The sequence below is a fragment of the Lactobacillus sp. VURO6/B1 (VP7) genome, from assembly GCF_058139575.1.
Map to the genome: position 1 here is coordinate 58554 of NZ_JBVOWJ010000009.1, position 14328 is coordinate 72881.

Sequence of the window (14328 nt, forward strand, 5' to 3'; positions counted from 1 at the left end):
ATTAAACTATTCTTCTACTCCTCGTTTAAACGAATCAAAAATCAACTGGTCTTTAATTATCTCTCGATCAGGAGTTAAATCCCATGGTGATCCAGGTCGATGAGTCTTCTTACTTAATCCAGCAGCATTGTAATTAATGTAATCCTCATTAACTTTATCTAGTAAATTTGCAATCTCACCATTTTTAGAAACCAGGTTATAGTCATCCATGGCCTCTTTGTCTGGTTTACCAATATCTAAAACACGCTTACCATTAAACTTTTTATGTACTTCAGTTATTACTGGACCATATTGTAAATGAATAATAGGAGAAGAAAACAGTCTACTTCTAGTTTTAGCTAAAAATCTACCATATGCAAAATAGAGAAGCTTATCGACTTTCATTTGCGTTAATGGATCAATGTTCAAATCATTATCCCGCTCAAAGTAATTCTCAACTCGAAACCAATTGGCTAACTGCACAGCAGTGAATCTAGGTTGCTCAGGTTGTGATTCCACAACACTATCACTATGGTTCAAATAAGAATTAACCTTTGCTATCAATTCATCAGAATATTTATTCTTCTCATCAGAAATATATTGTTTAAGTACATTATCGCTTTTTATGAGAGCTTTTAACAACCTATTATTAGCCTTTGTTGGAAATGCACCCGCTTCGTAAAGAGCAATCGTATTTGGACTCAATCCGGTTAACTCTGCTAAATTACGTTGTGTTAAACCAACTTTAGCTCTATATTGTTTTATTTCTTTTGGTGACAATAAACCCATTTCGTCACGATATTTTTGACGGGCAATTTCAGCAGCTTGATCATCTAATGCCTTATCTGGAATCAGTTCATTGGTTTTACTGTCAAAAAGAGCTGGTGCTTTTACTGTATACTTATGTCCATTAATAGTATAAATAGTAGTGAAGTCCTTTTGGTAAGCCATATAAACCCCTCCTTTAATAATCAAGATGGAAACTAATAAATACTACTTTTTGATTGTCTTCAGTAAATACGAATTTAATGTAGTAAACTTGTCCATCGCTTGTTTTAAATACCCAGACAAATTGTAATGGATTACTTCTATTCGGTTCATGTTTAACAAAATCACTGATCGATAACTGTTTAACTATTTCTTTCGCCAAAGTTACTGAAACTGGCATTGCCATTTTGTCTCTTCTTCGGACCATTTGAAAATGATCATGCTTCACCAAGAATTTTAGCCTCGCCAATGCCTCAGCAACTTCCATTACAAACCTCCAAATATCATTTCTACATTATTATAGCATCTACTACTAATCAGTAGCAACTAGCAAATATTATACTTTGTAGTTCTATACAGGTTCGAAAAAAGAGGAGATAGAGACAACGTTGCCCTATCTCTTCTACGACTCTATAATTTATCCTGTTGGCGACCTCAACTTCAACTTTAAGTATAAAAAAGCAGATAAAAATATTGTCATACTTCTATCTGCTTCCTATTTAGGATGTTTGGCAAAGAGCCAAAATTTAATTAAATTTTGCACCGATAATTTATTTATTACACTGCTTTAGTCATTGGCAATATAGCGACTTGCCTTTCCTTTGCCTACTAAATCTATTTTTCTTTCTTTGCGCAACTTGGCTAAAGCATGCTTAATGGTACTTTCACCATATTGAGGCACTAAATTCATTAGTTCCTGTCTAGATAACGGCTTTAAACTATTAATAATTTTACTCAATAGCAATGATTCCGGATCCTTTTCCGTATTACTAGTGATGTCAATTCGTGAATCTAATTCACGGTAAGCTTGCAAAACGATACTTAAAAAGTAGTCAACATATGGTTCATAATCGTTTTCATTATTAATCCATGCTTTACCTGAACTTTCTAGCAAAGTCCGATAATATTGCGCCTTGGTTTTTTCAATTAAACGTTCCAAACTAATATACTTACCAACTCCGAAACCTAATTGTTGTAATTCAAGTAGCATTAACAAGCGTGACATTCTGCCATTGCCATCTCTAAATGGGTGAATTGATACAAAGTCCAACATAAATGCTGCCGCTAGTATTAATGGTGGGAGGGAATTATCACAAATTGCATTATTATAAGTTTCACATAAACTTTGGACTAATTTGGGTGTCATCCAAGCTGGTGGTGGAGTAAAGCGAGTTTCTTTATGACCATCTGCAAAGGTAGTAATAATTGCATTATCAATGTCCTTAAATTTACCACCCCAATTGCTTTCAGTAAAACCAAACAATTGCTTATGGAATGCCAATATATTATTGGGCGTAATCTTGATATATTTATAATTATCATGGATTATAGCTAAAACATCACGATAGCCAGAAATTTCTTCTTCACTGCGATTTTTCGGAGTCGTTTTTTTATCCATTAATTTCTTAAGCCGTACGTCACTTGTTGCAATTCCTTCAATTCGATTTGATGAGTCTGTACTCTCAATCTTTGCTACCATTAATAACTTATCCATTGTGTCTTTTGACTTTAAGGAGATATGATCCGTTTTACCTTTGAACTCATAGATCAGATTGAGTTTTTCAATCATCTTCGTGGTTACTTTCAAACCATTTAAAGTTTGGTAATCAAAAACTTTCAAAGTATTACGTCTCCTTTATAAACTAGTTTCTTCTTACATATTTTATACCAAGTATCAGTGCATTTAAAAGATTATCGGTGCAAAATTTAATTATTTTACACCGTAAATTTGTTTATTGCACCGAAAAATATTTATTACTACACAAAAAATCAGCCTTAACTTATCTGCGTAAAATGCTAATAAGTCAAGGCTAATCAGATCAAATGATTCTTCTGAATAAGACAATTATTCAAGCTCACATTGCCATATAGTCATCTGGTTTTTATCTTTTTAAAGAAATGAAAGGCAGACATAAAAAATAAGATAAATACCAAATACGAAATTAATATTCCCCATGTTAATGAAAAATTAATGTTTAAGGAATGCTCATTCATATTCGTAATTATTTTTAGTCCTAATGCGGTAGTCTTGATACCTGAACTGTTAATACTAAACAGCTCTATAATATAATCAATCATAAATGCAACCAGATATATACTACTTCCAGCATCAAAGGCTTTATAATAATTCATGATTTTTCACATCCCTTTTTTAAAACAAAGATTAAAATAATTAATAAAAAGACTGTTAGTGTACAGTAATCTGATTTTTGCTATAAGCAATGTCAAAAGAACTATCACACTTGCTATAAGCTAAAAAATATACTTTCATCACACTACCATAAGCTTTCGGTACAAAAATCCTAAAATAAATAAAAAGAAAGCCCATTAGCAGTATTAACCCATATAACACGTTACTAGTTATAAAATTTGTACCAACTATTATTTATAAATTTATATTTATTTAATAATAGCATTAAACAGGTCTTAAATCAACAAAATAAAATTAATAGTTTATTTTTATAACGCTGAAGTACTACTATTATTATGTGAGAATAGCCTTTAGTACTTGCTTTCAAACCACCAGTAAAATCTTTCATGAATGATGTAGGGATAATACAATATATTATTAAAGAAGTTTTCTTTACTCAAATTCAGTAAAAAACTAATTTTTTGTAAATCAATAATTAGATTTCATACTATTATGATGTTTACATAACATTTGAAGATTTGAAAGTTCAGTTCTTCCACCATCAGACCAGGCTTTTATATGATCTCCTTCCATTTCCTTGTACTTCCAAATATAATCTGTATGCTTATACTTTTTATCAGTATTACAAATTGGACAATTAGAAGTTCCTTCTTTTCTAGCTCGATTTGTTTGAGACTTATATTTTGACTTTTTATCATTATCCGAAAATTGTCTAATACTTAACAATTTAGGATCTTTTTCTCCACCTAATACGTACTCAAAAATTCCGGCTTTTTTTGTAACATCCGAATCTGCCATTAACTTTTGTACAAGTTTATTTATTTTATTAGGGTCATACGAATTATCATGATACTCTTCATATAGTTCACCCCAATTAGGCTGATTCATAGGTTTTTCTACTGTAATAAATGTTTCTGAAATCCAATCAATAACAGTATTAAAGTAAGATTTTAATTCATTTATATCATTATCATAACGATGCTTAGACATATATTCATCAATATGATCCTGACTAACCCAGTCTAATGCTGCTCTAAGGTAATCTTGTCTATTAGCTACACCTTTAATATATGCACTCCATTTTTGAATGTTTGAATTTTGACTATTAGAAAACTCTTTTTTAGCCATAGTGACAAACGGTCCTGAGTAAATAGCATTTAATAATTCTTGAGAATTAAGTGGAACACCTACAATATTGACAGTTTTAAACCATTCTTTCATCTCACTCTCTGAACCCTCACAAATATAAACTAATAATTTAGAATTCATAATCTTATTTTTTTGATCTTGACTTAAACCTGAAAAATAAGTTTCATTACCATTGATATTGATAGCAAACTTGCCTTTCGTGAATCTACCAATTGAGGTTATACGCTGCTGACCATCTAAAACTTCAAACTTGTCTTCTCCAACTTTATTAAAATAAATCAGTCCCAACGGATAACCTTTTAAAAGCGAATCAATAACCGCTTCTTCACGATTTTTTTCAGCATAAATATAATTTCGTTGATATTCCGGTTGAATTGTTAATTTACCAGATAAGCCAAACAATCCTTTTCCTTCATATTCATTGTAAACGAACCCATCTACTATTTTGCTAATTTCATATTGTTTTAAAGTTGTCTTCATAAGTTATCTTCCTTTCATTACAGCTTTATTTTTAATCAAAATTCTGGCATACTTTCTTTTATTGTCCACTACTCCACAGCCACCACGATCTAATCTATGTGGTGTATATTCAACATCTCCATAAAGACCAGTTTTACGAGAATTACCAGCAGCCAATCCTTCAACTTTAAATTGATCAGGATTATATTTATCTAAAAAAGTTATAGGAACACCCATGATGCCATTATAATCAGCTGGAATAGAATCAGTAAACGGTACTTCAATAGCATTATAATTATCATATTCTTGATATTGATGATCCTTAACCTGCTTATGTTTACTAAATTTTATATTGTCTGCCATAGACATCAGTGATAAAGGTTCGTGTCTTCTTCCATGATCAAGATTTGTAAACCAGCAAACACCAGGAACACGATTAACCTTCTGACCATCTATTTCTTTTAAGAAATGATAAGACTTTTTATATTCAAAATTATTAGGAACATTAAAATAAATTCCAGTATTAAAATTTGTAGCCCCAAGCCATAAATTATTATTTTTAATTAATGGGAAAATTTCTTTGTATGTAATGGCATTTACATTACCAATAATCAGGAACTGCTTTTCCTTTGGATTGATCCACTTAACAAATTCTCTGAACAATGAAAAAGGTGGATTAGTAATTATAATATCAGCTTCATCACGAAGTTTTGTTACTTCTCTACTTCTGAAATCTCCAGGAACATAATCCTTATCACCATGTAAATAGCTAAGTATTTTTGATCCTTTAGAACTATTTAAATTTAATTTTTCAGCTTGAAGAGCTTTTTCTACATCTTCAATATTAAAAACGCCATCATTATCAAAGTCATCTACATGAGTTAACTCTATTTTATAAGCCTTACCTGTTCTCATTTCTTTATCATTGTCTCCAAATAAAGAAAGTTGTTGGTTAACAATAGGACTAGAATCATAGCTTGTAGCAATAAGCTTTTTTAGCCTGTAATCATTAAAATGAACCGCAAAATATTTAAAAAAGTTACTTTCAAATGGATCATCTGCTGGTAATAAAATAGTCTTTCCTTTAAAAGCATCCCAATTGTACTCAATATAGGCACTAACTTCTTTTTCTATTTCTTCCCATCTGGTATAAAATTCATCTTTTTTATCTTTTTTAGCGTTGGTCAAATTTTGATTTGCCATTAATCCACCTCATAAATATCCATAAATCCATTTTACAACAAATATGCACACAAAAAAATGGTTCTATAACTTTTCCTGTTGATGACTTATCCATGTGATAGGCTGTTAACATGTTTTTTATTTTACACAAAAAAGGGGTTATAAATACCGTTATATCAGCCATAGTGCCTACCTAAAAGTTTTTGCATGGAACACAGCTAAAAACGTGTTCCGTATTGTGTGCATAATTATCTTTAATAAACAAAAAATAACCTTAACTTACCAACAGAAAACATTGATATATCAAGGTTATTTTACTAATTTTACTCTTCCGAATGCTGACTAGAGGATTCGAACCTCCGACCTCATCATTACTAATGACGTGCTCTGCCAACTGAGCTAAGTCAGCATTGTCATATCTCGACAACGATATTAATTAAAACATATTCTATTAGTTTACGCAAGCATTTTTTGACTTTTTCCCAGTTTTTGTGATAACTAATATTTAGCGCGCTTTTTTAAGAGTATAATATAAGAATAGATTTAGAAATGGAGTGGATGTAATGGCAAATTTAGCATCGATTAGCGCAGAACTGCCATGGCTATTGAGAATTGTAGTAGCTTCTTTGTGCGGAGCGTTGATCGGTTATGAACGTGCGATTCAAAGAAAAAGTGCCGGAGTGCGGACACATATTGTAGTTGCCTTTTCTTCCGCGCTATTTATGATAGTTTCAAAGTATGGTTTTGGCGATTTATTAAAAATGTCAGACGTTGCTTTGGACCCATCCAGAATTGCTGCGCAAATAGTTTCAGGTATTTCATTTATTGGTGCCGGCACTATTTTAATTAAAAAGCAACAGATTTCCGGTTTAACAACTGCTGCTGGTATCTGGGCAACAGCAGCTATCGGGATGGCAATTGGTTCTGGGTTATACTTTATTGGCATTCTAGCAACTGCCCTGCTCTTTGTTATCCAGATGATGTTTCATGATGATACTATCATTGATAAAATCATCATGCATATCAGGTTCAATATCCAGATAGAGGCCATCAATAAGCCTGATATCCTGAATACAATTGAGCAGGAACTGGAAATAAATCATGTTGAAAATGTTTCCGTTAAGATACTTTTTGTCAGCGATGAAAGAATCATCTTTTTCGTAGACGGCATTATTAACAATAATATTGATGAAAACGATATTATTATGGCCTTACGCAAGTATCCTGACATCAAGCGCATCAGTTATGCCAGTGTAGGTAAATAAAGCAAGTTACTTTTTAAGCAATAGTTAATTCTATTGTTTTTTTTGCATAATTTTTATCTTAACTGAGCAAACTCACTACAATATTGATATAAACTTTTTTGTGAAAGGAGAATTTATATGGCTGGACCACTTGATTATTTACGCTGGCGTGGTGATTTAACTTTTTCTGAAAAACCATTTAACAGTGTTGATGCATCACTGCTATCATCTATTGCTTATTTACCAGCTGACAGTTCTGCCACTGGTCATACTTTAGGAGAGGTAGCTGAAAAACTGTATAAGCTGCCCTCTTTTCAACATCAAATGTATGCTGAAACAGCAACTGAAGTCATGTTATTACCAGAAAGTCCTAGAATTGGCAACATTAAAATTCTGGATTGGACTGACAGACTGGAAAAAGAACCGCATCCCTTGCAATTTACTGCTGTCACCTTTTTTATTGATTCAAATACCATAGCCATTGCCTTTCGGGGAACCGACGGCACCATGATCGGTCTAAATGAAGATATGGGCATGAATTATTTACCGGAAATTTATGGTCAAGAAGTGGCCGCTAAATATCTTACCGAAATTGCACATAAGTTTAATGACCAGCAAATTTACCTCTTAGGTCATTCAAAAGGAGGCAATTTTGCTCAATTTGCTTTAAGTGCAGTTAGCCCTGAAATACAAAAACGGGTAATAAAGGCGATTAGCTTTGATGGACCGGGCTTTTTCCATAAAGTGTATACGAGTCCTGGCTTCACTGCTTCTATGCCTAAAATGAAAACCTACATCCCTCAAGGCTCAATCTTTGGTGCAATGCTGGATCATCCTGAACAAGTATTGGTTGTAAAAAGTACTGTGCCTATGCGCAACCAACATGATCCGCGCCGCTGGTCAGTAGGGCGCGACAGTTTTACCCTAGCTGACGGGTTATCATCAGGCAGTCGTGTTATCAGACATGCTCTTATTAATTTTAATAATTCAATCCCTGATCAAGAAAGAAGCGATGCTTTTTCTGATCTTTTCGAGGCATTTGAAAATTACGATATTGATGAATTACACCAGTTAACCAGTAATAAAATAGTAGGAACTTATCGCTTTGGCCGCGCCTTTTTATCCTTGGAATCCGAAGAAAGAAAATTGCTGACGCAGGTACTAAGCAACATCTGGAATTCATATAAAAAGAACATGACTCTACCATTGATGAACAGCAACTATGAACTTTATCCTAAAAGTAATGATTCTAATAAGGCTCCAGTCTTTTATGAATTTTACGATCCGGAACGTCCCAATATCAAGTTGCCAAAAAGCATCCAGCGTAAATTACGGTAAATTGTTTCATGTGTAACCCAAAAAAGAGGCTGAGAAAACATTTAGTTTTCCAGCCTCTTTTTTTGTTAATTAAACAATTATTTTTTCATTTTATCCTTAACGTCATCAACTTTGTCTTTGACGTTTTCAGTAGCTTCTTGAGCTTTGTCTTTGACATCACCGGCAGCTTGTTGAACTTTGCCTTTGACTTCTTTAGCTTTACCAGCTACCTTGTCTTTAAAACCTTTATCAGCCATTTTAATCGGTCCTTTCCCAAAAAATTAGCGAAATTTTGCTATTCACACCTTAATAGTACAATTTTGTATAATTATTGTCATTAAAAACGCCTTATTTTTTGTTAAAAGAAACAACAAATCAAAAAGCCATGGTATTTATCTTCAAAGAACCATGGCTTTTATTAATTTCTATTCGTTAGGCTGATCATGACTATAATCGAGGTTCGAAAAGCGATTATAGGGTTTAGAAAACATTAATTTCACTGTGCCCCTGCTACCAGAACGGTTCTTTTCAATGATAACTTCCACTTCACCATTATCATCTTCAGCCGATACTTCTTTATTTTCTTCGCCCTCTTCTTCATCACGGTAATAATCATCACGATAAAGAAAGGAGACAATATCCGCATCCTGCTCAATTGAGCCGGACTCACGAATATCGGACAAAACTGGTCTTTTATCCTGTCTCTGTTCAACTGAACGCGATAATTGTGACAAGGCAATCACAGGCACGTGCAGCTCCTTGGCCAATTTCTTTAGTTGCCGTGAAATAGCTGAAACCTCCTGCTGGCGTGATTCACTGTGCGGACCTTCAATTAACTGCAAGTAGTCAATGACAATCAAGCCTAAATTGCCTTTTTCTTTAGCTAAGCGGCGAGACTGCGCTCTGATTTCACTCATCTTAATACCTGGAGTGTCATCAATATAAATATTAGCTGTTGCTAAAGAACCCGATGCCGCAACCAGCTTAGGCCACTCATCTTCGTCCAGCTGGCCAGTCCGCAAGTGCTGCGAATTAATCAAGCCTTCTGATGCCAGCATTCTCTGCACTAACTGTTCGCCACTCATTTCCAAAGAAAACATTGCCACAGTTTTATCAGTATGCAAACCGACATACTGGGCAACATTAAGGGCAAAGGAAGTCTTGCCCACTCCGGGACGAGCAGCCACAATTACCAGTTCATCATCATGAAAACCCGTAGTCATTTTATCCAGTTCCACAAATCCGGTTGGTAGACCCGTAACCATATTGCCATCTTCAGGAATGTTGTTAATTTCATCAATCGTGGAATTAACAATATCCTTGATACTGCGAAAGCCATTGGCGTTATTTTCCGATGAGACATTCATAATCTCGCTTTCGGCGTTATCTAAAATGTCAGTAACATCATCGGAGTCCTGCATTGCATTCGTAATAATTTTTTGACTGGCAGAAATAAGCCGCCGCAATAATGCTTTGCGGTGAACGATTTTGGCATAATAAGTGACGTGAGCAGCCGTCGGAGTCGCCAGGGCCAGCTCAGAAACATAAGCAATGCCGCCAATATCATCAAGCTGGTTTTTTTTGGTTAATTCATCCTGCAGAGTTAACGGATCAATTGCATCCTCACGGTCAGATAAATCAAGCATAGCCTGGAAAACCAACTGATTTGCTCTCTTATAAAAATCATCCGGCTGAACCTCGGCACTGGCATCAGCTATTGCAGCAGGATCTATAAAAATCGCGCCTAGAACCGCTTTTTCAGCTTCATCGTCATGCGGTATCTGCTGTGAGACAATATTATCCATTAATTACGCCCACTTTTTTCAGAATTCAACTAAAGGCTAATCCTGTTCGGTAACATGAACGCGGATTTTGCCTTCTACACCCTTAAACAACTTAACCGGTACATTGGTGTAGCCTAATGATTTAATTGGTTCAGGCAGGCTTAATTTGCGTTTATCAATCTTAATACCAAATTGCTTTTCTAAGCCTTCGACAATTTTTTTACCAGAAATCGAACCAAACAGTCTAGAGTCTGAACCGGCTTTAGATTTAAAGTTAACTACTGTTTCATCTTTATCTAGTTCAGCCTTGATTTTTTCAGCCTCAGCTTTTTCAGCTTCATAAGTTGCCTTTTCGTTAGCAGCAACTCTTTCCAAAGTATGCATATTTGCTTTAGTAGCAGCTTTGGCTAAGCCCCTCTTAAATAAAAAGTTTTGGGCATAACCATCAGGAACATTTTTAACTTCACCGCGCTTACCACGGCCGTTAACATCTTTAGTAAAAATAACTTTCATTGTGCTCTCCTTTTATTCATTTTCTTGTTCATAAGTATCCACCGCATCCATCAATTTGGCAAGTGCCTCTTTAACAGATATCCCTTTAATTTGGGTAGCTGCATTAGACAAATGGCCACCGCCGCCAAGTTTCTCCATAATTACCTGGACATTAATATCACCCATTGAACGGGCAGATATACCAATTGTATCCTTATTCCGCCTGGTGATTGCAAAGCTGGCTTCGACATTTTCTAAATCAAGAGCCGTATCTGCTGCTTGAGCCGTGATAATAGGATCAATTTCCTTGTCATCTGGCCCGCATAAAACAGCCATTTTGGGCTTGATCATCTTTAAGCTGCTGACCAAACGAGCACGCTGCAAGAAACTGTCAATATCTTCCTTCAGCAGTTCACTGACACCCATTGTGCTTGCACCAATCGAACGCAAGTAACTGGCAGCATCAAACGTCCGAGTACCAGTACGCAAAGAGAATTCTTTGGAATCAACCGTAATTCCCGCCAGCATTGCCGTAGCATCAAGGTCAGTTAACACGCGCTTGCCGGAACTTGGTTGCTGATATTCCACCATTTCAGTTACCAGCTCACAGGCCGATGAAGCATAAGGTTCAACATACGTCAGCATTGGATTTTCAGGAAATTCTTCGCCGCGACGATGATGATCAATGACAATTATCCTATCTCTCAACCGGTCATATAATTCTTTTGCATAAGTAATAGAGTATTTCGAGTGATCAACCATGACCAGCATGGACTTGTCAGTCACTGCTTCCAAGGCATCCCCAGGAGCAATAAAAATATCATTATCTCCCTTTACCTTTGCCATTTTAGCAACTAAACGGCTGACATCATAATTGGTTTTATTAACATCTAAGACAAAATTTGCCTTCACATGGTGCAGACGAGCGATTTTAACGACACCAATGCCACTGCCGATTGAGTCCATGTCAGGGCTGGCATGGCCAACTACAAAAACGCGGTCTGCCTCTTTAAACAGCTCACTAATCGCCTGTGAAACCATTCTGGCTCTAACTCTGGTTCTTTTCTCCATCGGATTCGATTTACCACCAAAGAAACGAGCAGCCTTGCCTGGTTGACTGAGAACAACTTGATCGCCGCCCCTGCCTAACGCGAGGTCAAGGTTTGACTGCGCTTGATCAGCTAACTCGGTAATTAAGCTGCTGCCAAAAGCAATACCAATTGACAAAGTTAGAGGCGTATTATTACGACTGGTTTCCAAACGCATTTTATCCAAAACAGAAAACTTGTCTTTTTCCATTTTAGCCAAATCTTGCATGTGCAGTAACAACAAAAAGTGATCTTCATCAATGCGCTTAAGATAGGCGTTAAAATTTTTAGCATAATCACTCAAAGTATTCTGAACATATGCACTAGTTGTCGTTAGCTCCTGGTCATGCATGGTTTCGCTTAATTCATCGTAATTATCGATAAAAATCTGGCCAATAGCCAATAGTTCATTATTATACTTTTCCTCGATTTTGGCATAACGCGTAATATCAAGTAAATAAACAACACCGAGATTGTCCTGGATAACCATCTCAAATTGATGACCATCCCAATTTACCACATGATTCTCAGCTGTTTTAGCCTTCAATGATTCATCAATCAATTTATCTAGTTCAGGATCGACAGAAGCAATTGTATGGCCAATCAAATCTTCATTTTTTAAATAAAGCTGCAGGTAAGGATTAGCCCACTGAATTTGCCGATCCTTATCATAAAGTAAAATGCCGAGTGGCATTTTAATCATTGCCTCTTGCTCGCTGCGCTTAATCCGGTAAGACAAACTAACAGCGAAATTATTCGCATTGCCAGCTAAGATATACGCACCGTAAACGACGCATGCTACAGTCAAAATAAAGATCAAAACCATGGCCAAGCCAAATAATGGGTTCATGATCATTGCCACGATGCTACCCAAAAGCGATAACGCTAAAATAATAATGACTGAGGCCGTGAGCCTGGAATCTTTAATAAAAGCAGGAAATTCAAGCTTACGTAAAAAATCTTTCATGTAAGGTCCTTCCTAAAATAATGTACAATACATCATTATTATTATACATTGTATTCTCTGGATAAGAAACTAGGCAATATTCAGGTTTTAACTATCCTCTTACCTGCAAAAATTACACTCTTTAAATACTGTTGCTATGATATTTCATTTTAAATCTTACTAAGCAAAAAGCACCAAGCCATTATCAGCTTGATGCTTTTATCTTTTTCACTTTACAACCAATATTAGTGCAAAGCTATTTTTTATTTAGTTACTAGTCTTCACTAACAAATGGCAACAAGCCCATAATGCGAGCTCTTTCAATTGCCTTAGCTACCTTACGTTGATTCTTAGCGCTGGTGCCAGTGACACGACGTGGTAAGATTTTACCTCTTTCGGAGATAAAACGTTTCAACAAATCAACGTCCTTGTAGTCAACGTAATCAATATGGTTGGCAGCAATGTAGTCAACCTTACGACGACGATGAGCGCCGCCGCCTCTTCTTTGTTGAGCCATATCCTAGGTCCTTTCTGTTAATTTAGAATGGTAAATCATCATCAGAAATATCAATGGTATCACCTGAACCTGCAAATGGATCCTGAGTATTGTCTGGTCCATTATTAACGGAGTTATTCTGGTTAGATGCTCCCATGTTAGGGGTATTATTAGTATTCTGATTGCCAAAATTGCCATTATTATTTGGTGCGTAACCACCATTTTGTCCACGGGATTCACGATCTTTACGTGATTCAAGCAATGCAAAGTTGTCAACGACAACTTCTGTTACATATACTCTTTGCCCATCTTTATTATCGTAACTTCTGGTTTGAATTCGGCCATCTATACCAACAAGTGAACCTTTAGACGTAAAATTACAGAAATTTTCTGCAGATTTGCGCCAAATGACACAACTGATAAAATCTGCACCTCTCTCACCTTGAGCGTTAGTATATTGACGATCTACAGCAAGAGTAAACGTAGCAACCGAGATTCCACTCCCAGTAGTACGTAATTCAGGATCACGTGTTAAACGGCCAACAAGTACAACTCGATTAATCATACTTCAGGTCCTTCCTTTCCTAAATCACGAAAACGATAAAGTTTTTGTTATTAATTAGCCAACTTTAACGGTCATTGAACGTAAAACGGCAGTATCAATCTTGGACAAACGGTCAAATTCATTAACTGCGTCAGCGTTATCAGCAGTGAAAGTCATAACGTGATATAATCCCTCACGATATTTATTAATTTCATATGCGAAATGACGCTTTTCCCAGTCTTTTGACTCAACCATCGTACCACCGTTATCGGTAATAACCTTATCATAGTTTTCAACTAATGCCTTTTTTGATTCTTCATCAATATCAGGCTTAATAATATAAGTTATTTCGTACTTAGTAGTTGTCATACTAGTGCACCTCCTTCTGGACTAAATGGTTCTTGCTAAAAATCAAGAACAAGGAGTAATTTTATTACTCGCAATCTCTAATTCTAGCACATAAACAAAAAATTACCAAACTATCTTCACGTGATCCAATAAGAAATTTT

14 protein-coding genes and 1 tRNA gene are annotated in these 14328 nt (G+C 35.5%); 2 read left to right on the top strand and 13 right to left on the bottom strand.

The annotated features are described in order from the left end of the window. Positions 1-6 precede the first annotated feature (6 nt). The 6 genes from ACZ2M0_RS06305 to ACZ2M0_RS06330 form a co-directional block, all read right to left on the bottom strand. Positions 7-930, bottom strand: a complete 924-nt coding sequence (locus tag ACZ2M0_RS06305; RefSeq protein ID WP_490058904.1) for a type II TA system antitoxin MqsA family protein — start codon at positions 928-930, stop codon at positions 7-9. Between the two features lie 13 nt (positions 931-943). Then, positions 944-1234: a type II toxin-antitoxin system MqsR family toxin gene (locus ACZ2M0_RS06310; RefSeq protein WP_187160663.1), complete on the bottom strand. Its 291-nt coding sequence runs from the start codon at positions 1232-1234 to the stop codon at positions 944-946. 300 nt (positions 1235-1534) lie between these two features. Continuing rightward, positions 1535-2587 (bottom strand): Fic family protein, encoded by a 1053-nt coding sequence (locus ACZ2M0_RS06315; RefSeq protein WP_490058905.1) that lies wholly within the window; start codon positions 2585-2587, stop codon positions 1535-1537. A gap of 999 nt (positions 2588-3586) precedes the next feature. Continuing rightward, positions 3587-4747, bottom strand: a complete 1161-nt coding sequence (locus ACZ2M0_RS06320; RefSeq protein WP_490058906.1) for a GmrSD restriction endonuclease domain-containing protein — start codon at positions 4745-4747, stop codon at positions 3587-3589. 3 nt (positions 4748-4750) lie between these two features. Next, a complete protein-coding gene (locus ACZ2M0_RS06325) occupies positions 4751-5929 on the bottom strand; it encodes an adenine-specific methyltransferase EcoRI family protein (protein WP_490058907.1) in 1179 nt (392 codons plus the stop codon). A gap of 315 nt (positions 5930-6244) precedes the next feature. Continuing rightward, positions 6245-6317: transfer RNA gene (locus tag ACZ2M0_RS06330), tRNA-Thr, on the bottom strand. Positions 6318-6471: 154 nt separating this feature from the next. On the opposite strand from ACZ2M0_RS06330, the gene ACZ2M0_RS06335 reads away from it, so the two are divergent. Further along, the gene (locus ACZ2M0_RS06335; protein ID WP_490058908.1) at positions 6472-7173 is read left to right on the top strand and encodes an MgtC/SapB family protein; all 702 of its coding nucleotides are present in this window, start codon (positions 6472-6474) and stop codon (positions 7171-7173) included. Between the two features lie 117 nt (positions 7174-7290). Further along, positions 7291-8490 (top strand): DUF2974 domain-containing protein, encoded by a 1200-nt coding sequence (locus ACZ2M0_RS06340; RefSeq protein ID WP_490058909.1) that lies wholly within the window; start codon positions 7291-7293, stop codon positions 8488-8490. Between the two features lie 77 nt (positions 8491-8567). On the opposite strand, the gene ACZ2M0_RS06345 is transcribed toward ACZ2M0_RS06340, so the two are convergent. From ACZ2M0_RS06345 to rpsF, 7 genes are all read right to left on the bottom strand, one after another. After that, complete coding sequence (locus ACZ2M0_RS06345; RefSeq protein WP_109585634.1) at positions 8568-8726, bottom strand: CsbD family protein; 159 nt, start codon at positions 8724-8726, stop codon at positions 8568-8570. 168 nt (positions 8727-8894) lie between these two features. Continuing rightward, complete coding sequence (gene dnaB, locus ACZ2M0_RS06350) at positions 8895-10274, bottom strand: replicative DNA helicase (RefSeq protein WP_490058910.1); 1380 nt, start codon at positions 10272-10274, stop codon at positions 8895-8897. A 36-nt stretch (positions 10275-10310) separates the two neighbouring features. Beyond that, entirely contained in the window at positions 10311-10766 is a 456-nt protein-coding gene (gene rplI / locus ACZ2M0_RS06355) for a 50S ribosomal protein L9 (RefSeq protein WP_490058911.1), read from the bottom strand. A 12-nt stretch (positions 10767-10778) separates the two neighbouring features. Next, on the bottom strand, positions 10779-12800 hold the full coding sequence (locus tag ACZ2M0_RS06360) for a DHH family phosphoesterase (protein ID WP_490058912.1): 2022 nt from the start codon (positions 12798-12800) through the stop codon (positions 10779-10781). 253 nt (positions 12801-13053) lie between these two features. Then, positions 13054-13296, bottom strand: a complete 243-nt coding sequence (gene rpsR, locus ACZ2M0_RS06365) for a 30S ribosomal protein S18 (RefSeq protein ID WP_490058913.1) — start codon at positions 13294-13296, stop codon at positions 13054-13056. Positions 13297-13318: 22 nt separating this feature from the next. Beyond that, positions 13319-13840: a single-stranded DNA-binding protein gene (gene ssb / locus ACZ2M0_RS06370; RefSeq protein WP_490058914.1), complete on the bottom strand. Its 522-nt coding sequence runs from the start codon at positions 13838-13840 to the stop codon at positions 13319-13321. A gap of 54 nt (positions 13841-13894) precedes the next feature. After that, entirely contained in the window at positions 13895-14188 is a 294-nt protein-coding gene (gene rpsF, locus ACZ2M0_RS06375) for a 30S ribosomal protein S6 (RefSeq protein WP_034978626.1), read from the bottom strand. Positions 14189-14328: the final 140 nt, after the last annotated feature.